Raw genomic sequence first — 19,034 nt, 5'->3', positions numbered from 1 at the left:
TCGGAAGAACTGAACACCACCCTAGGGATCTTGGGTTTGTCGCGGATCGCCCTAGGGAAGGGACTTGCGGCTCCCCCTGCCGCAGGAGGGGGAGGCGGGCCTCCTCCCTGGGGAGTAGGGGGAGCTCGGGGTCGTGCCCCCTACCGGCCTCCGGGTCGGATCACTCCGGTCTCGTAGGCGTAGACGACGGCCTGCACCCGGTCGCGCAGCCCCAGCTTCGCCAGGACGTTGCCGACGTGTGTCTTGATGGTCGTCTCCGACACCACCAGCTCCCGGGCGATCTCCGCGTTCGACAGGCCGCGCGCCACCTGGCCGAGGACCTCCCGCTCCCGGTCGGTCAGGTGGTCCAGGCCGGGCGGGGGGCCCTCCTCGCGCAGGGCGGGCAGCTTGGAGGCGAAGCGGTCGAGAAGGCGGCGGGTCACGCTCGGCGCGACGATGGCGTCCCCGTCGGCGACGATCCGGATGGCGCTCACCAGGTCCTCGGGCGGGGCGTCCTTGAGGAGGAAGCCGCTGGCGCCCGCCCGCACCGCCTCGATGACGTACTCGTCGAGGTCGAAGGTGGTGAGGATGAGGACCTTGGGGTCGTGGGCCGCGGCCCGGTCCCGCACGATCCGGCGGGTCGCCTCGATGCCGTCGACGCCGGGCATCCGGATGTCCATCAGCACCACGTCGGGCAGCAGGCTGCGGGTGGCCTCGACGGCGGCGGCGCCGTCCCCGGCCTCGCCGACGATGGTCAGGTCGGGCTCGCTCTCCAGGATCAGCCGGAAACCGGTCCGCAGCAGCGGCTGGTCGTCGACCAGCAGGACTCGTACCGCGGCCGTGCTCACTTGACCTCCAGGGGGAATCGGGCGCGGACTTCGAACCCGCCGCCGGCGCGGGGGCCTATCCGCAACTCGCCACCATAGAGGGCGACGCGTTCGCGCATGCCGACGAGGCCGTGTCCGGGGCCCGGATCGGCGCAGGTCGCCTCGCTGGCGCCCTGCCCGTCGTCGGCGACCTCCAGGGTGAGGTCCCGGTCGGAGTACTCCAGGTGGACCCACGCGCGGGCGTGCGGTCCGGCGTGTTTGAGGCAGTTGGTGAGGGCTTCCTGGACCAGCCGGTAGACGGCGAGGTCGACGCCGGTCGACAGGTCGCGCGGCTGCCCGCCGACCTCCAGCTGGACGGCCAGCCCGGTCTCGCGGAGCTGCTCGACGAGGCCGGTGAGGTCCTGGGTGCCGGGCTGGGGGGTGAGTTCGGCGGCGGACGCGGCCAGGTCCCGTTCGGTGCGCAGCACTCCGACGATCCGCCGCATCTCCGACAGGGTGGTGCGGCCGACCTGCTCGATGGTCTCGATCGCCTCCCGGGCGCTGGCGGGGTCGCGCTCCATGATGCGGCGGGCGGCGCCGGCCTGGACGGTCATCACGCTCACGTGGTGGGCGACCACGTCGTGCAGTTCCCGGGCGATGCGTGAGCGCTCCTCGACGCGGGCGGTGCGCGCGTCGGCGAACCGGGCCTTCTCCAGCCTGGCCGCCCTGTCCTCCAGTTCGGCCAGGTAGGAGCGGCGCAGCCGCAGGCTGCGGCCCAGCCACCACACTCCGGCGAACAGCCCGAAGTTGGCGAGGAAGGAGAAGAAGCCGGTGCCGCTCCCCTCCTGCACGGTCAGGACGACCAGCACGATCAGCGAGACCAGCCCGGCCAGGGCGCTGCGGGCCAGGGGCAGGTGCGCCGCCACCGTGTAGACGGCGATGAGGAGGGCGAACAGGTCGCCGGACGGCTGGTAGTCCCCCGTGGAGAGGAAGATCTCTCCGCACAGCACCACGGCCAGGACGCCCATGGGGAAGCGCTGCCGCACCGCCAGTACCGCGATCACCAGGATGGTGGCGGTGTAGCCGGCCGCGTCGTGCGGGGTGTAGGCGTGACCGGGAACGGCGATGTCCTGGGCGAGGTCGATGAGCGTGAGGACGATCAGGAGTGCGGCGACGAGGGAGTCGGGGACCTGTGGATGGCCGCCCAGCCAGGTCCTCAGGTCGCGGATACGGAGGCTCACCCCCTCAAGGTAGGGTCTGCGGGCGGGCCGGGCCCCCTCCGGGATGGGGATCTATGACCCCTCCTTACGGATGAGGTCTGGGGCCGCTCCGGCCTCCTCGGGGAAGTGGCAGGCGACCTGCTGACTCGTGCGCTTCTCCTCCAGTGGAGGGGTGATCTGCGCGCAGATGTCCTGCGCCTTCCAGCAGCGGGGGTGGAAGGGGCAGCCCGGGGGCGGGTTGAGCGGGCTGGGCACATCGCCCTTCAGCCGGATGCGCTCCCTGTCGCGCCGCACGTTCGGATCGGGGACGGGGACCGCCGACAGCAGGGCGTTGGTGTAGGGGTGCATCGGCCGGGTGTAGAGGTCGGCCTGGTCTGCGACCTCCACGACCTTTCCCAGGTACATCACCGCGACGCGGTCGGAGATGTGGCGGACCACCGACAGGTCGTGCGCGATGACCACGTAGGTGAGGCCGAGTTCGTCCTGGAGGTCCTCCAGCAGGTTGACGACCTGTGCCTGGATGGAGACGTCCAGCGCGGAGACGGGTTCGTCCGCGACGATGAGCTTGGGTTTGAGCGCCAGCGTGCGGGCGATGCCGATGCGCTGACGCTGGCCGCCGGAGAACTCGTGCGGGTAGCGGTTGTAGTGCTCGGGGTTCAGGCCCACCAGCTCCAGGAGCTCCTGTACGGCCTTCTTCACCCCGTTCGGCGTCTCGATGCCCTGCAGGTGGAACGGGGCTCCCACGATCGAGCCGACGGTCTTGCGCGGGTTCAGCGACGAGTACGGGTCCTGGAAGATCATCTGGATGTCGCGGCGCAGCGGACGCATCCGCCGCTGCGACAGGTCCGTGAGCTCTTGTCCCTCGAAGCGGATGCTCCCGGAGGAGGGATCCAGCAGACGCATGATCATCCGGCCGGTCGTGGTCTTGCCGCAGCCCGACTCCCCCACCAGCCCCAAGGTCTCGCCCCGGTTCACCGAGAACGACACCCCGTCGACCGCCTTGACCGCCGCCACCTGCCGGCGCAGCAGCCCGGAGTGCACCGGGAAGTGCTTGCGCAGGTCGGTGACCTCCAGCAGCGGTGTACCGCTCTCCACTCGCTCCGCCTTCACAGTTTCGGCCTGATCTCTTCTTCCCAGATCTTCCGGCGGCGTTCCGCCGGAAGATGGCATGCCGCCCTCTGGCCCGGCGACACCTCCGTCAACTCGGGCACCTCGGTGACGCTGCGTCCGCCGTTGAGGTCGGCGTAAGCGCACCGGGGATGGAACGCGCAACCCGACGGCAGGTTGATCAGCGACGGCGGCGTTCCCTTCACCGGCATCAACCGCTCCGAGCGGTCCCGGTCCAACCGCGGCATCGACCCCAGCAGACCCCACGTGTAGGGGTGGGCGGGGTTGTAGAACGCGGACTCGACGGTGGCCTGCTCCACGCAGCGCCCGCCGTACATGACCAGGACCTCGTCGGCGAGTTCGGCGACGACGCCGAGGTCGTGGGTGATCATGATGATCGCCGAGTTGAACTCCTCCTGCAGATCCCGCAACAGATCCAGAATCTGCGCCTGCACCGTCACGTCCAACGCCGTCGTCGGCTCATCCGCGATCAACAACTCAGGATCACACGACAACGCCATCGCGATCATCGCCCGCTGCCGCATACCACCCGAGAACTGATGCGGAAAATCATCCACCCGCTTCGCAGGAGTCGGAATCCCCACCCGACCCAACAGATCCACCGCGTGCTTCCGCGCCACCTTCTTCGACACATCATGATGAATCCGATAAGCCTCAACGATCTGAGCACCCACCGAATAGAACGGATGCATCGCCGACAACGGATCCTGAAAGATCATCGCCATCTTCCGGCCGCGCAGCCGGCGGACCTTGTCGGGCGAGGAGCTCACGATCTCGGTCCCGTCGAGCCAGATCTCGCCGGAGATACGGCAATTGCGGCGGTTGTGCAGACCCAGGATCCCCAGACTCGTCACCGACTTGCCCGAACCCGACTCCCCCACGATCCCCAGCGTCTGCCCGCGCTCGAGCTGGAAGTTCAGCCCGTCCACGGACTTCACCAGACCGTCGTCGGTCGGGAAGTGAATCCTCAGGTCGCGGACCTCGAGGAACGAGCCCGACGGATTCAACGGTTCCCTCATTCCACCCTCACCCTCGGGTCGACCACCATGTAGAGGAGGTCCACCATGAAACTCGCCACCACGATGAAGACGGTCGCCAGCAGCACCACGCCCATCACCATAGGCAGGTCGCCCGACAGGATCGAGTCGATCGACAGCGCGCCGAGCCCGGGCAGCCCGAACGTCCTCTCGGTGAGGACGGCGCCGCCCAGCAGCAGGCCGAGGTCCAGCCCGAAGACGGTCAGAATCGGCGTCAAGGACGCGCGCAGCGCGTGCTTGGTGATCACCGTCTTCTCCGGCAGGCCTTTCGCCCGGGCCGTGCGGATGTAATCCTCGTTCAGGGTCTCCAGCATTCCCGCACGCGTCAGCCGGGCGTACAGAGCCGCGTGGAGGAACGCCAGAGTCACCCACGGCAGAACCAGGTTGTAAGCCCAGTCCAGCGGATTGCCCAGGAAAGACGAATAAGCCACGCCGTTGGGCCAGAGCTTGAGCCCGTAGGCGAACACGGCCAGCGACACCAGACCGGTGAAGTAGATGGGAAGCGACACGCCCGCCAGAGCGGTCATCATCGCCACCCGGTCGAACACGCTGCCGCGCCGCAGCGCGGACAGGACGCCGATGCCGACCCCGAGGACCAGCCAGATGACCGAGGCCCCCACGGCCAGGGAGATGGTCACCGGCGCCCGGTCCAGGAGGGTGGGCAGCACAGGCTCGGAGTTGCGGAACGAGTAGCCCAGGCACGGCGCCGGGCACTCCATCACGCTCGGACCGTTGCTGAACTCACGGCCCGCCACGATCCCCTTGACGTACCGGCCGTACTGCACGGCGATCGGGTCGTCCAGACCGAGCCGCTCCTTGATGTCGGCGATCGCCTGCGGTGTCGGGGCCTTGCCCGCGTAGGCGGCCGCCTGCTGGTCCGGGGTCTGCCCCGCGGCCTTGGGCAGCAGGAAGAAGATCCCGAAGGTGACCATGCTGACGATGACGAGCATGGCGACGGCGCTGATCAAGCGCCGGATGAGAAAAGTGAGCACGAGCGGCGGCACTCGGCTGCCGGGGCCCGCCCCCGGAAGGGACGGGCCCCGGCCTCCGTTAGGCCTTCACCTGCCTTCTACGAACGCGGCGGCCTGTTGATCCGACTACTCGACACCGAGGTTGAGGTAGTCGTACATGCCGCCGTAGCCGTGGGTGAGCGTCACGTTCGTGACGTTCGCGGGCCGGTACAGCAGCAGCCTGGCGTAGATGAGCGGCACGATGCCGCCGTCCTCCATCACCAGCTGGTCGACCTTGGTGTAGCGGGCGTTGCGCGCCTCGGCGTTGGTGTCCTGGGCGGCCTCGTCGAGCAGCTGGTTGACCTCCGGCAGGTCGGTCTCCTGCAGGTTGGTGCCGCCGGAGGGCTTGATGGCCCGGCCGTCGACGATCTGCTGGAGGAAGCCGAAGCCCGACGGCCAGTCCGCAGCCCACGCCATGAGCATGAGGCCGACGCCGTTGTCGTGGACCCACTTGGGGGTGCCGGCGTACTTGTTGAAGTAGTCGCCCGCGGGGACCTGGACGATCTCGGTCTTGATGCCGGCCTGGGTCAGGCCCTGCTGGATGGCCTGCGCCGCGGCGACTTCCTTCGGCCGGTCGGACCGGGCCGAGATCTTGGTGGAGAAGCCGTCCGGCTGCCCGCAGGCGGCCAGCTCCTCCTTGGCCTTGGCGATGTCGCCGTGCTGCTCGGGCCCGACGGGGTAGCGGTCGGCCTTCTGGTAGCCGGTGACGGTCGGCGGCACGATCGTCGTGGCGACCTCACCGCCGGCGACGGGACCGCCGAAGGCGGTCTGCGCGGCGACCTTGTCGGTGGCGTAGGCCACGGCCCGGCGGCAGTGGACGTTGTCGAGCGGCTTCACGTGCTGGTTGACGGCCATGTAGCGCAGGTAGCCGGCGGTGACGTTGTCGGCGTTGGCCTTGTGCTTGGGGTTGCTCAGCACGGTGGGCTGCGCCGCGCCCTGGACGCCGGTGCCGGCGATGTCCATGTCGAGCGCGCCGGACAGCAGCTTCTGGTCGAGGTCGTCGGCGTTCTGCTTGAGCGCGACCTCGATGTTGTCGGGCAGCGCCGTGCGCAGGGGGTCGGTCGCCTTGTCCCAGTGCTGGTTGCGCGACAGCTTCATGGCCTTGCCGCGCTCATAGCTGTCGATCTTGTAGGGGCCGGTGGAGACGATGCTCTTCTGGTACTCCAGGCCCTTGTCCTTGGCCCTGGGCACCGGCTGGGTCTGCATCGACACCAGGGAGTCGAACTCCGAGAACGCCTGGTTCAGGTGGAAGACGATGGTCTGGTCGTCCGGCGTCTCGATCGACTTCAGGCCCTCTTCGGACTTGTCCTCGTAGGGGCCCTTGTAGGGCGGCTTGTTGTCGACCAGGTACTGCTTGAAGTACTTGGGACCGAGCTGCAGTTCCGCGCTGTAGTTCGAGCGCTCGACGGCGTACTTGACGTCCTTGGAGGTGACCTCGGTGCCGTCGTCGAACTTGACGCCCTTGCGGATCTTGTAGGTCCAGGTCTTGCCGCCGTCCGAGGGTTCGCCCAGCGTCTCGGCGAGGTCGGGCACGATCTCCAGGCTCTCCAGGCCGGTGCCCACCTTGAAGGTGGTGAGCGCCCGCCCGTACAGGCGGCCGAAGTTCTGGGAGAACGCGTAATACGTATCGCCCATGTCGGGCGAGTCCCAGTCGTCCGAGCTGGCGTAGCGGATCGTCCCCCCCTTCTTCTCCGACGGGTTGACGACCCCCTTCTCCACCGCGTTGAAGCCGACGTCACCCGACCCCGAGGAATCATCCTCCGAGCCGCAGGCCGCCAGGCCCACGCTCAGCATCAGGCCGACCGCCGCGATGGCGGTCGCTTTGAATTTGCCCATATGACCGGCATACCTCTTTCTATGTGGACGACGACGAACCCGGTGGATTCATCGGGCCCGGGGGTCGAGCGCGTCGCGCAGCCCGTCCCCGAGCAGGTTGAAGGCCAGGACCGTGATGAAGATCGCCAGTCCCGGAACTATCATGAAGAGCGGCGTGTTCTGGTAGGTCGGCACCGCCAGCGTCAGTGTGCCGCCCCAGGACGGGGCCGGCGGGATGACGCCGACGCCCAGGAACGACAGGGCCGCCTCGAACAGGATGTTCGTGGGGATCAGCAGCGTCGCGTAGACGATGATCGGCGCCACCAGGTTGGGCAGGACCTCGCGGAAGAAGATGTAGAGGTGTCCCGCGCCGAGGCTGCGGGAGGCGTCGACGAACTCGCGCTCGCGCAGCGACAGGGTCTGGCCCCGGATGATGCGGCCGATGTAGGGCCAGTTGAAGAAGCCGATCACGAAGATCAGCACCGACACCCGCAGCCCGTTGCCCTTGACGCCCATCACCCCGTCGATGGGCACCACGCCCACCAGGGCGATGGCGAACAGCAGCAGCGGGAAGGCCAGGAAGACGTCCATCGTCCGGCTGATCAGCGTGTCGAACCACCCGCCGAAGTAGCCGGCGAGGCCGCCGAGGACCACGCCGATCAGGACCGACAGCAGGGTGGCGGCGGCGGCGACCAGCAGGGAGATGCGGGCGCCCGCGAGGATGCGGGCGAGCATGTCGCGGCCGGTGGTGGGGTCGACGCCCAGGGGGTGGTCCCAGCTGATGCCCGAGTGCAGCCAGCCGTCCTTGGGCCGCTGGTAGGTGGCGTCGATCAGGTCCTGGTTGTACTTCAGCGGGTCGGCGGCGAACCAGGGGCCGACGATCGCGGCGAGGATCAGCAGCAGGATGACGATCCCGCCGCCGAGCGCGACCCGGTCCCGTTTGAGCCGCAGCCAGGCGATCTGCCAGAGGGAACGACCTTCGATGGCCCTGCCGAGGCCCTTCAGCAGATCCTCCGGGCGGGCCTCGGCCTCGCCCTTCGAGACCTCGATCGGTGCGGCCACGCTCACGAACCTCCGCAACAGGCGTCATCGCCGGAAAACTGTCTCCGCGAATCTGCTGTCGAGTGCCGGTGGCGCACCAGCCCCTGTATCTGGATCGTGATGTCGTCGTTGTCCGATCAACACCTCCCCCTGACAGAGAAGCGGACATAAGTTACACATGGCAACTTATGTCCGCTTTAACATTGTTTCTCGAAATAAGTGAGACCGGGCAAGTTTGTGCGGCCGGTACCGGTCAGGAGAAGGTCATCCGGTCTGCCGCCCCGGGTTCCGGAGATCGTCCGCCACCGGGACCGACCGGGCGGGGACCGACGAGCCGCCGTCCTCGGGGAAGTGGCAGGCGACCTGCTGCCCCGGGCGCTTCTCCTCCAGCGGAGGCTGAACGGTCCTGCAGATGTCCTGCGCCTTCCAGCACCGGGTGTGGAAATGACACCCCGGGGGCGGGTTGAGCGGGCTGGGCACGTCGCCCTTCAGCCGGATGCGCTCCCTGTCCTGCCGCACGTTCGGATCCGGAATCGGCACCGCCGACAGCAGGGCGTTGGTGTAGGGGTGCATCGGCCGGGTGTAGAGGTCGGCCTGGTCTGCGACCTCCACGATCCGGCCCAGATACATCACCGCGACGCGGTCGGAGATGTGGCGGACCACCGACAGGTCGTGCGCGATGACCACGTAGGTCAGCCCCAACTCGTCCTGGAGGTCCTCCAGCAGGTTGACGACCTGGGCCTGGATGGAGACGTCCAGCGCCGACACCGGCTCGTCGGCCACGATCAGCTTCGGCTTCAACGCCAGGGTCCGGGCGATGCCGATGCGCTGGCGCTGGCCGCCGGAGAACTCGTGCGGATAACGGTTGTAGTGCTCGGGATTCAGGCCCACCAGCTCCAGGAGCTCCTGTACGGCCTTCTTCACCCCGTTCGGCGTCTCGATGCCCTGCAGGTGGAACGGCGCCCCCACGATCGAACCCACCGTCTTGCGCGGGTTCAACGACGAGTACGGGTCCTGGAAGATCATCTGGATGTCGCGGCGCAGCGGACGCATCCGCCGCTGCGACAGATCCGTGAGCTCCCGCCCCTCGAAGCGGATGCTGCCCGACGACGCGTCCAGCAGACGCATGATCATCCGGCCCGTGGTCGTCTTGCCGCAGCCCGACTCCCCCACCAGCCCCAGCGTCTCGCCCCGGTTCACCGAGAACGACACCCCGTCTACCGCCTTGACCGCCGCCACCTGCCGACGCAGCAATCCGGAGTGCACCGGGAAGTGCTTGCGCAGGTCGGTGACCTCCAGCAGCGGGGTTCCTGAAGTACTCAACTCACTTCACCTTCTACAGTTTCGGCTGGATCTGGGTCTCCCAGATCCGCTGGCGCTGCTCGGCGGACAGATGGCAGGCGACCAGGTGTCCGGGCTCGCCGGCCGGCCGCAGTTCGGGGAGTTCGGTGACGCTGCGCCCGCCGTTGAGATCGGCGTAAGCGCACCGCGGGTGGAACGCGCAACCCGACGGCAGGTTGATCAGCGACGGCGGCGTTCCCTTCACCGGCATCAACCGCTCCGAGCGGTCCCGGTCCAACCGCGGCATCGACCCCAGCAGACCCCACGTGTAGGGATGGGACGGGGAGTGGAAGATCTCCTGGACGCTCCCCTGCTCGATGGAGCGGCCCCCGTACATCACCATGATCCGGTCCGACAGTTCGGCGACGACGCCGAGGTCGTGGGTGATCATGATGATCGCCGAATTGAACTCCTCCTGCAGATCCCGCAACAAGTCCAGAATCTGCGCCTGCACCGTCACGTCCAACGCCGTCGTCGGCTCATCCGCGATCAACAACTCAGGATCACACGACAACGCCATCGCGATCATCGCCCGCTGCCGCATACCACCCGAGAACTGATGCGGAAAATCATCCACCCGCTTCGCAGGAGTCGGAATCCCCACCCGACCCAACAGATCCACCGCGTGCTTCCGCGCCACCTTCTTCGACACATCATGATGAATCCGATAAGCCTCAACAATCTGAGCACCCACCGAATAGAACGGATGCATCGCCGACAACGGATCCTGAAAGATCATCGCCATCTCGCGGCCCCGCAGCCGGCGGACCTCCTCCGGGGAGGCCCCGACGAGTTCCTTGCCGTTCAGCCAGATCTCGCCGGAGATGCGGCAGTTGCGGCGGTTGTGCAGGCCCAGGATCCCCAGGCTCGTCACCGACTTGCCCGAACCCGACTCCCCCACGATCCCCAGCGTCTGCCCGCGCTCGAGCTGGAAGTTCAGCCCGTCCACGGACTTCACCAGGCCGTCGTCGGTCGGGAAGTGGATCCTCAGGTCGCGGACCTCGAGGAAGGGGCGCGGCCCCGCCGCGGGAGGGACGGATGCGCTCTTCACTAGTTCAGCCTCACCCTCGGGTCGACGACGGCGTAAAGGATGTCCACGATCAGGCTGGCGAACACGATGAAGATGGTGGCCAGCAGCACCACGCCCATCACCATCGGCAGGTCGCCCGACTCGATCGAGTCGATCGACAGCGCGCCGAGCCCGGCGAATCCGAATGTCTTCTCGGTGAGGACGGCGCCGCCCAGCAGCAGGCCGAGGTCCAGCCCGAAGACGGTCAGAATCGGCGTCAAGGACGCGCGCAGCGCGTGCTTGGTGATCACCGTCTTCTCCGGCAGGCCTTTCGCCCGGGCCGTGCGGATGTAATCCTCGTTCAGGGTCTCCAGCATTCCCGCACGCGTCAGCCGGGCGTACAACGCCGCGTAGAGGAACGCCAGTGTCACCCACGGCAGAATCAGGTTGTAAGCCCAATCCGCCGGGTTATCCAGGAAAGACGTGTAGGCCACGCCGTTGGGCCAGAGCTTGAGCCCGTAGGCGAACACGGCCAGCGACACCAGACCGGTGAAGTAGATGGGGAGCGACACGCCCGCCAGGGCGGTCATCATCGCCACCCGGTCGAACACGCTGCCGCGCCGCAGCGCGGACAGGATGCCGATGCCGACGCCCGCGACCAGCCAGATGACGGCCGCGCCGACGGCCAGTGACAGTGTCACCGGCGCCCGGTCGAGGAGGGTGGGCAGCACCGGCTCGGAGTTGCGGAACGAGTAGCCCAGGCACGGCGCCGGGCACTCCATCACGCTCGGGCCGTTGCTGAACTCCTGGCCGGTCACGATCCCCTTGACGTACCGGCCGTACTGCACGGCGATCGGGTCGTCCAGACCGAGCCGCTCCTTGATGTCGATGATCGCCTCCTGCGTGGGAGCCTTGCCCGCGTAGGAGGCGGCCAGCTGGTCGGTGGTCTGACCGGCCAGCTTCGGCAGCAGGAAGAAGATGCCGAAGGTGACCATGCTGACGATCACCAGCATGGCGACCGCGCCGAAGAGGCGCCTGACGATGAATGCGAACACTTTGGAGCGGCCCCGGCGGGCGCGGTCCCGGGAGTACCGGGACCGCGCTCACCTCTCGGCCTTCACCTGCCTTCTGCGGTGATCAGACGAACCGAGCTGGACGTGGACTACTTCACGCCCATGTTGAGGTAGCTGTACATACCGCCCAGAGCCGCGGACACGAACACGTTCGTGACGCTCTCGGGCCGGTACAGCAGCTGGTTGGAGTAGGTGAGCGGGACGACGTCGCCGCTCTCCATGACCAGCTTGTCGATCTGGCTGTAGATCGCGTTGCGCTTGTCGGTGTCGTTCTCCAGCATCGAGGCGTCGAACAGGTCGTTGACGGCCTTGATGTCGGTCTCCGACAGGTTGGTGTTGCCGGCGGGCTTGACGGCCCGGCCGTCGACGATCTGCTGGAGGAAGCCGAAGCCCGACGGCCAGTCGGCGGCCCACTTCATCATGGCCAGGCCGACCTTGTTGGACTTCATGAACGACGGGGCGCCGGCGTACTTGGTGAAGTAGTCACCCGACGGGTAGGACTTGATCTCGACCTTGATGCCGACCTTGGCCAGGCCCTGCTGCACGGCCTCGGCGGCGGCGATCTCCTTGGGCCGGTCGGCGCGGGCGGTCAGCACGGTGCTGAAGCCGTCGGGCTTGCCGCACGCGGCGAGCTGCTCCTTGGCCTTGTCCTGGTCGCCGGCGTTGCCGGAGGCCGGGTACAGGTCGAACTTCTCGTAGCCGGCCACCGACGGCGGCATGATGGTGGAGGCGAGGGCGCCGCCGCCGACGGGGCCGCCCAGGCCGGTCTGCACCGAGACCTTGTCGATCGCGAACTGCACGGCCTTGCGGCAGGCCTCGTTGTCGAACGGGGCGACCTTGGTGTTGATCGTCATGTAGGTCAGCGCGCTGCCGGTGGCGACGTCGCTGTTGCGCTTCTGGGCGTCGTTGCCCAGGACCCTCGGCTGGGCCGCGGTCGCCAGGCCGGCGCCGGCCAGGTCCACGTGGACCGCGCCCGACAGCAGCTTGTTGTCGATGTCGTCCTGGTTCTGGTTCAGGGCGACGGAGATGGTGTCGGGCAGCGCCTTGCGGATCGGGTCGGTCTCGGCGGCCCAGTTCGTGTTGCGCGAGAGCTTCATCTCCTTGCCCGGCACATAGGAGTCGACCTTGTACGGGCCGGAGGAGACCATTTCCTTCTTGTAGTTCACGCCGGTGTCCTTGGCCCGCGGGACCGGGGCGGTCTGCGGCATGGTGGCCAGGTAGTCGAACTCCGAGAACGGCGTGTTCAGGTGGAAGACGATGGTGTGGTCGTCCGGCGTCTCGATGGACTTCAGGCCGCCCTTGGACTTGTCCTTGTAGGGGCCCTTGTAACCGCCGGGGTTGTCGACCAGGTACTGCTTGAAGTACTTGGGGCCGAGCTGGAGCTCGGAGGTGAAGTTCGAGCGCTCGACGGCGTACTTGACGTCCTGGGCCTTGACCTCGGTGCCGTCGTCGTACTTGACGCCCTTGCGGATCTTGTAGGTCCAGGTCTTGCCGCCGTCCGAGGGGGTGCCCAGCGTCTCGGCGAGGTCGGGGACGACCTGCAGGTTCGCGACGCCCGGCTCCTCCTTGAACGTCACCAGGGAGCGCGCGTAGTAGCGCGCGAAGTTCCAGGAGAAGGCGTAGTAGGTGTCGCCGGGGTCGGGCGAGTCCCAGTCGCTCGACATCGCGAAGGACAGGTTGCCGCCCTTCTTCTCCGAGGGGTTGGCGACGGCGGTGTTGGCCAGGTCCGCCTTGGCCCCGGAAGCCGAGGTACCCGACTCGGAGCTGTCGCCGCAGCCGGTGAGGCCGGCGGCGAGCACCGCGGCCACCGCGAGGGAGGCCCCGATCTTGATCTTGTTCATAGTGCTGAGAGCACCTCTCTGGGAACTGGCAGGGGAAAACACGAACCCGTGGGGTTCACCGGGCCCGGGGGTCTAGCGCGTCGCGCAGCCCGTCCCCGAGCAGGTTGAAGGCCAGGACGGTGATGAAGATCGCCATACCTGGGATGATCATGAAGAACGGGGTGTTCTGGTAGGTCGGCACCGCCAGCGTCAGCATGCCGCCCCAGGACGGGGTGGGCGGGTTCACGCCGACGCCCAGGAACGACAGGGCCGCCTCGAACAGGATGTTCGTGGGGATCAGCAGCGTCGCGTAGACGATGATCGGCGCCACCAGGTTGGGCAGCAGCTCCTTGAACAGCACGTAGCCGTGGCCGGCGCCGAGGCTGCGGGAGGCGTCGACGAACTCCCGCTCGCGCAGCGACAGGGTCTGGCCCCGGACGATCCGGCCGATGTAGGGCCAGTTGAAGAAGCCGATCACGAAGATCAGCACCGACACCCGCAGCCCGTTGCCCTTGATCCCGAACACCTCGCCCGGCACCACGCCCACCAGCGCGATAGCGAACAGCAGCAGCGGGAAGGCCAGGAACACGTCCATCGCCCGGCTGATCAGGGTGTCGACCCAGCCGCCGAAGTAGCCGGCCAGCACGCCCATGAAGGTGCCGATCGCCACCGACAGCAGCGTCGCGAGGAACGCCACCAGCAGCGAGATGCGGGCCCCCGAGACGATCCTCGACAGCATGTCGCGGCCGGTGTTGGGCTCCACCCCCAGCAGGTGGTCCCAGCTGATGCCCGAGTACAGCCAGCCGCTCTTGGGCCGCTGGAACGTCGGGTCGATGAGTTCCTGGTTGTAGACGGTCGGGTCCTGCAGAAAGAACGGACCGAAGATCGCGACCGCGATCAGCAGGACGATGACCACCCCGCCGCCCAGCGCGGCCTTGTCGCGCTTGAGGCGGAGCCAGGCGATCTGCCCCAGGGAACGACCCTGGACGGCCTTCCCGGGGACGCCCTGCAGAACGTCCTCCGGATGGGCCTCGACCTCGCCCTTCGAGACCTCGATGGGCGCGGTCACGCGGCCTCCCTACGCTCGCTCACGCACGTTCCTCTCCTGCCACCGGACACCGGGCGCCTCAGCCGTGGTGTACGTGCCCCTTGTATCGGCGCGGCGGCCGACACCAGGGCGCTCGAGGCAGCCCTCTTAACAGAAAGTTACTGTCTGATGACGCATCGCGGACTCTTCTTCGCCCGGCGGGAGAACTTCCGCCAGCGGGTCCAAATTCGGACACGACGGAAGAGAGTATCCATGCGACCGGATAGGGCTTTGCGCCAAAAGACCATGATCACGGAAAGATTTACATTTTCGAGTCATACGTGTGATCGGATCACCGGCATCACGCATGTGAGGGCGCAGGATATCCCTACCGACGAGTAGGTCGGGCCTGGTATGGAACGATCCAGAGTGGCTGCGTTCACATTTCGGACAGACACAAAAGCCCGCCCCCGGACCGGGGGCGGGCTCGTGCCCGGAAGCCGGGCTCACCCGGCGCGAGCGATCAGATCCCGCGGCGGCGCAGGATCTCCTCGATCTCCTTCATGTCGTCGTCCATCCCTCCGGCCCCCGCGGACGCGGAGGCCCCTCCGCGGGGCACGGGGGCGGCGCCCCGCCCGCCGGCCTCCACCCGCCGCGGCCCCGGTTGCGCGCGGGAGCGCAGCTTCACCCCCGACACCACGTACAGGACGCCCGCGAGCCCCAGCACCGCCACGCCCGTCCAGCGGGTGGGATTGAGGACCAGCGAACTCAGGAAGGCGGTCAGGCCGGTCAGGTAGAACCCCAGCGGCACCAGCGACCAGGCCGCTCCGCGCAGCCCCGAGGGCAGGCCCCGGCTGCGGGCCGCCCGCCAGCTGGCCAGCAGACCCAGGACCGTGACCGCGAGACTGATGCTGAAAAGCAGGACATCACTCATTCTTCGACTCCCCAGTACGCGCTCCTCCCATCGTCACACGGGGAGCCGGGGGCCTCCTCCTCCCCGGGTAGGGTTCCGCCCCTGATCTCCGCAGGGGTGCGACCCCCATGCTCAGAGGCGCGGGACCAGGGAGCGCAGCCGCTCGACGGTCAGGCCCTCCATGGAGGGCAGCACCATCCGGGTCGGCGCGTGGTCGATCGGCACCACGCACGGGATCGCCACCACCGTGCAGCCCGCGGCCTCGGCCGCCTTCACCCCGGTCGGGGAGTCCTCCAGGACGACGCACCGGGAGGGCTCGGCGCCCAGCAGCCGCACCGCCTTCAGATAGGGCTCCGGATGGGGCTTGGTGTTCTCCACCTCGTCCCCCGCGACGGTCAGGGCGAAGTGGTGCCGTCCCAGGGCGTCGATCGCCACGTCGGCCAGAGCGCGGACCGTCGAGGTCACCAGGCCGACCGGGATCCCCTCGGCGGCCGCCTCGGTCAGCAGCTCCTTCGCCCCCGGCATGACGGCCAGCTCCGTCGGCAGCAGCTCGGCCATCCGGCCCAGGAGCCGCTCGGCGACCGCCTCGGGCGGCACCCGGGAACCCGACAGCGCCAGCATGTAGTCGATGGTCGACCACAGCGCCCCGCCCACGACGGCGTTCTGGTGCTCGACGTCCCAGGGGCCCCCGAGCCACTCCATGACCTCGTGCTCCACCGCGAGCCAGAGCGGCTCGGAGTTGATGAGGGTGCCGTCGAGGTCAAAGAGGATCGCCTGGAGAGTCACGTGACGTGATGCTATTTCACCGCCCGGTCAAGGGGCGACCAGGTCGGGGGCGGGCTGTGTCCGACCTCACGCGGGTTTTCTCGGGACCATGGCCCCATGGCGGAACCGGGCGCGGCCCAGTAGCGTTCCCCGGACAAACTACCGACTGGTAAGGAGCCCCCCCATGTCGTACCGCTCCATCCTCGTGGGAACCGACGGTTCGCCCTCCTCTCTCCTGGCCGTCGACCGGGCCGCGGCCCTGGCCGGCGCCACCGGCGCGGTGCTGGTGCTGGCCTCGGCCTACCACCCGATGCCGGAGAAGGAACGGACGACCGCCGCCGACAGGCTCGGCGACCTGGCGTACAAGGTGCAGGGCTCGACCCCGGCGGAGGACGCGCTGCGCGTCGCCCGGGAGCGCGCGGTGAGCGCCGGAGCCAAGGAGATCGAGACGATCGCGGAGGAGGGCGACGCCGTGGACGTGATCTCCTCGATCGCCCGCAGCCGCGGCGTCGACCTCGTCGTGGTCGGCAACCGGGGCCTGAACAGCCTCGCCGGACGGCTGCTCGGCTCGGTCCCGGCGAACCTCTCCCACAAGTCGCCCTGCGATGTCCTCATCGTCCGCACCACTGATGGCAAGTAGTTTCGGTACCAGAAAGCCGGGAAAACCCTCGTGAAACAGCGGGGATACCCGGAACGCCGACATCCCTCCCCGGGGACATCCCGGGCGGGATGCCCGGTGGAAAGGACGGGTACGGGTCGCTCAGGACGTAGGCTGGAGTCGGCTCCGATCTGTCGTCACCCCCGGTAAGGAGGCCGCGTGCTCGAACTCGAATCCGTGCCGGAACTCGACCGCCCGGTGCTGGTCGCCGCGTTCGAAGGATGGAACGACGCGGGTGAGGCGGCCAGCGGGGTGATCGGCCACCTCGCGGAGAGCTGGGGCGCGCGCCAGATCGCCGAGCTCGATCCGGAGGACTACTACGACTTCCAGGTGACCCGGCCCAACGTCAGGCTGACCGGCGACGGGGACCGGCGCGAGATCGTCTGGCCCACCACCCGGATCTCCGTCGCCCGCCTGGAGAACGGCCGGGACGTGGTGCTGCTGCACGGCATCGAGCCGAACATGCGGTGGCGCTCGTTCTGCCGGGAGCTCACCGACTACCTGGTCAAGCTGGGCGTGAAGACCGCGGTGCTGCTGGGGGCCCTGCTCGCCGACTCCCCCCACACCCGCCCCGTGCCGGTCAGCGGCAGCGTCGCCGACGTGGGCCTGGGCGAGACGCTCGCGCTGGAGCCGTCCCGCTATGAGGGCCCCACCGGCATCCTCGGCGTGCTCCAGGACAGCTGCGACAAGCTGGACATCGCGACGGTCTCGTTGTGGGCCCAGGTGCCGCACTACGTCTCCCAGCCGCCCTCGCCCAAGGCCACCCTGGCCCTGCTCCACCGGGTCGAGGACGTCCTGGACGTGACGGTGCCGCTGGGCGAGCTGCCCGAGCAGTCCCGCGCCTGGGAGGAGGGCGTCAACGAGCTCGCCGAGCAGGACACCGAGGTCGCCGACTACGTGCGGACGCTGGAGGAGCAGAAGGACGCCGCCGAACTGCCCGAGGCCTCCGGCGAGTCCATCGCCCGCGAGTTCGAGCGCTACCTCCGCCGCCGCGGCATGGAGCCCCCGGTCTGAGCGCGTCCGGCCACCGGCAGTGCGCCGCAGGCATGCGCCATTCGTGTGGAACGTCCAGCACGCGTCAGCGCGCGCCCAAGCCACCGGCAGTGCGCCGCAGGCGTGCGCCATTCGTGTGGAACGTCCAGCACGCGTCAGCGCGCGCCCAAGCCACCGGCAGTGCGCCGCAGGCATGCGTCATTCGTGTGGATAAGCTTCCTTCATGCGTTCTTGGTCTGCACCCGAGGTCCCCCGGCTGTCCGCACTCGGTCTCCCCGCCCCCGGACCGGGGCTGAAGATCTACGACAGCGCCACGCGCTCCGTGCGGCAGACCTCGCCCGGCCCCACGGCCCGCATGTACGTCTGCGGCATCACGCCCTACGACGCCACCCACCTCGGGCACGCCAACACCTACCTGGCCTTCGACCTGGTCGGCCGGGTGTGGCGCGACGCCGGGCACGAGGTGCACTACGTCCAGAACGCCACCGACGTCGACGACCCGCTGCTGGAACGTGCCGACGCGATCGGCGTGGACTGGCGGGACCTGGCCGAGCGCGAGATCGAGCTGTTCCGCACCGACATGGAGGCGCTGCGGATCCTGCCGCCCGCCCAGTACGTCGGCGCGGTCGAGGCCATCCCGGAGATCATCGAGATGATCTCCGAGCTGAAGGCCCGGGGCCTGACCTACGAGGTGGACGGCGACCTGTACTTCCCCGCCGACGCCGACCCGGGCTTCGGCCAGGTCAGCGGCCTGTCGCGGGACGAGATGCTGCCGCTGTTCGCCGAGCGCGGCGGCGACCCCGCCCGCGAGGGCAAGAAGAACCCGCTGGACGCGCTGCTGTGGCTGGCCGAGCGGCCCGGTGAGCCCTCCTGGGACTCCCCCTTCGGAAAGGGCCGGCCCGGCTGGCACATCGAGTGCTCGGCGATCTCCTTGCGCCGCCTGGGGATGGGCTTCGACGTGGAGGGCGGCGGCAGCGACCTGACCTTCCCCCACCACGAGTTCAGCGCCTCCCACGCCCAGGCCGCCACCGGGGAGCACCCGCACGCGCGGGCCTACGTGCACGCCGGGATGGTCGCCCTGGACGGCGAGAAGATGTCCAAGTCCCGGGGCAACCTGGTCTTCGTCTCCCGGCTGCGCGCCCAGGGCGCCGACCCGATGGCGATCCGCACGGCCCTGCTGGCCCACCACTACCGCTCGGACTGGGAGTGGACCCTGCCCCAGCTGGAGGCCGCGCACGAGAGGCTGGCGCGCTGGCGCGCCGCGGCGGCCCGCCCGTCCGGGGCTCCCGCCGCGGAGCTGCTGGCCGAGGTGCGCGCGGCCCTGTCGCAGGACCTCGACGCCCCGGCCGCGCTGGCCGCCGTCGACCGCTGGGCGGCCGCCGAGGGCTCCGACCCGGCC

Annotated in this window: 17 protein-coding genes; 3 read left to right on the top strand and 14 right to left on the bottom strand. The window is 68.6% G+C overall.

Annotated elements, in window-relative coordinates; all coding sequences use genetic code 11:
• Positions 1-140: 140 nt before the first annotated feature.
• The 14 genes from ABD327_RS22630 to ABD327_RS22565 all read right to left on the bottom strand — a co-directional run bounded on the left by ABD327_RS22630 (position 141) and on the right by ABD327_RS22565 (position 16,005).
• Positions 141-827, bottom strand: a complete 687-nt coding sequence (locus tag ABD327_RS22630) for a response regulator (protein WP_344452613.1) — start codon at positions 825-827, stop codon at positions 141-143.
• Positions 824-2,026 carry a sensor histidine kinase gene (locus tag ABD327_RS22625; RefSeq protein ID WP_344452612.1) on the bottom strand — a complete coding sequence of 401 codons (1,203 nt, stop codon included), beginning with the start codon at positions 2,024-2,026 and terminating at the stop codon, positions 824-826. Before ABD327_RS22625 ends, ABD327_RS22630 begins: the two co-directional genes overlap by 4 nt.
• 51 nt (positions 2,027-2,077) lie before the next feature.
• Complete coding sequence (locus tag ABD327_RS22620) at positions 2,078-3,100, bottom strand: ABC transporter ATP-binding protein (RefSeq protein ID WP_344452611.1); 1,023 nt, start codon at positions 3,098-3,100, stop codon at positions 2,078-2,080.
• Positions 3,101-3,111: 11 nt separating this feature from the next.
• The gene (locus tag ABD327_RS22615; RefSeq protein ID WP_344452610.1) at positions 3,112-4,152 is read right to left on the bottom strand and encodes an ABC transporter ATP-binding protein; all 1,041 of its coding nucleotides are present in this window, start codon (positions 4,150-4,152) and stop codon (positions 3,112-3,114) included.
• Complete coding sequence (locus ABD327_RS22610; protein ID WP_344452609.1) at positions 4,149-5,162, bottom strand: ABC transporter permease; 1,014 nt, start codon at positions 5,160-5,162, stop codon at positions 4,149-4,151. The genes ABD327_RS22615 and ABD327_RS22610 overlap by 4 nt, the downstream gene beginning before the upstream one ends.
• 105 nt (positions 5,163-5,267) lie before the next feature.
• Positions 5,268-7,016 carry an ABC transporter substrate-binding protein gene (locus tag ABD327_RS22605; protein WP_344452608.1) on the bottom strand — a complete coding sequence of 583 codons (1,749 nt, stop codon included), beginning with the start codon at positions 7,014-7,016 and terminating at the stop codon, positions 5,268-5,270.
• 48 nt (positions 7,017-7,064) lie between these two features.
• Complete coding sequence (locus tag ABD327_RS22600) at positions 7,065-8,057, bottom strand: ABC transporter permease (protein WP_344452607.1); 993 nt, start codon at positions 8,055-8,057, stop codon at positions 7,065-7,067.
• 243 nt (positions 8,058-8,300) lie between these two features.
• Positions 8,301-9,359: an ABC transporter ATP-binding protein gene (locus ABD327_RS22595; protein ID WP_344452606.1), complete on the bottom strand. Its 1,059-nt coding sequence runs from the start codon at positions 9,357-9,359 to the stop codon at positions 8,301-8,303.
• A 13-nt stretch (positions 9,360-9,372) separates the two neighbouring features.
• Complete coding sequence (locus tag ABD327_RS22590) at positions 9,373-10,428, bottom strand: ABC transporter ATP-binding protein (protein WP_344452605.1); 1,056 nt, start codon at positions 10,426-10,428, stop codon at positions 9,373-9,375.
• The gene (locus tag ABD327_RS22585; protein ID WP_344452604.1) at positions 10,428-11,441 is read right to left on the bottom strand and encodes an ABC transporter permease; all 1,014 of its coding nucleotides are present in this window, start codon (positions 11,439-11,441) and stop codon (positions 10,428-10,430) included. Before ABD327_RS22585 ends, ABD327_RS22590 begins: the two co-directional genes overlap by 1 nt.
• A 107-nt stretch (positions 11,442-11,548) precedes the next feature.
• On the bottom strand, positions 11,549-13,300 hold the full coding sequence (locus tag ABD327_RS22580; protein WP_344452603.1) for an ABC transporter substrate-binding protein: 1,752 nt from the start codon (positions 13,298-13,300) through the stop codon (positions 11,549-11,551).
• Positions 13,301-13,355: 55 nt separating this feature from the next.
• Positions 13,356-14,348 (bottom strand): ABC transporter permease, encoded by a 993-nt coding sequence (locus ABD327_RS22575; protein ID WP_425547181.1) that lies wholly within the window; start codon positions 14,346-14,348, stop codon positions 13,356-13,358.
• Positions 14,349-14,829: 481 nt separating this feature from the next.
• Positions 14,830-15,240: a hypothetical protein gene (locus tag ABD327_RS22570; RefSeq protein WP_344452602.1), complete on the bottom strand. Its 411-nt coding sequence runs from the start codon at positions 15,238-15,240 to the stop codon at positions 14,830-14,832.
• 111 nt (positions 15,241-15,351) lie between these two features.
• Entirely contained in the window at positions 15,352-16,005 is a 654-nt protein-coding gene (locus ABD327_RS22565) for an HAD family hydrolase (protein ID WP_344452601.1), read from the bottom strand.
• 163 nt (positions 16,006-16,168) lie between these two features.
• Between ABD327_RS22565 and ABD327_RS22560 the strand changes: the two genes are divergently transcribed.
• From ABD327_RS22560 to mshC, 3 genes are all read left to right on the top strand, one after another.
• Entirely contained in the window at positions 16,169-16,624 is a 456-nt protein-coding gene (locus tag ABD327_RS22560; RefSeq protein ID WP_344452600.1) for a universal stress protein, read from the top strand.
• 177 nt (positions 16,625-16,801) lie between these two features.
• Complete coding sequence (locus ABD327_RS22555) at positions 16,802-17,656, top strand: PAC2 family protein (protein ID WP_344452598.1); 855 nt, start codon at positions 16,802-16,804, stop codon at positions 17,654-17,656.
• A 202-nt stretch (positions 17,657-17,858) separates the two neighbouring features.
• On the top strand, positions 17,859-19,034 hold a 1,176-nt coding region (gene mshC / locus ABD327_RS22550; protein ID WP_344452597.1), incomplete at its 3' end, for a cysteine--1-D-myo-inosityl 2-amino-2-deoxy-alpha-D-glucopyranoside ligase.

Source organism: Actinocorallia aurantiaca (assembly GCF_039533685.1).
Taxonomy (GTDB): Bacteria; Actinomycetota; Actinomycetes; order Streptosporangiales; family Streptosporangiaceae; genus Actinocorallia; species Actinocorallia aurantiaca.
Note: the sequence above shows the minus strand (reverse complement) of the source record. Positions and strands in the feature narration are given on the sequence as shown.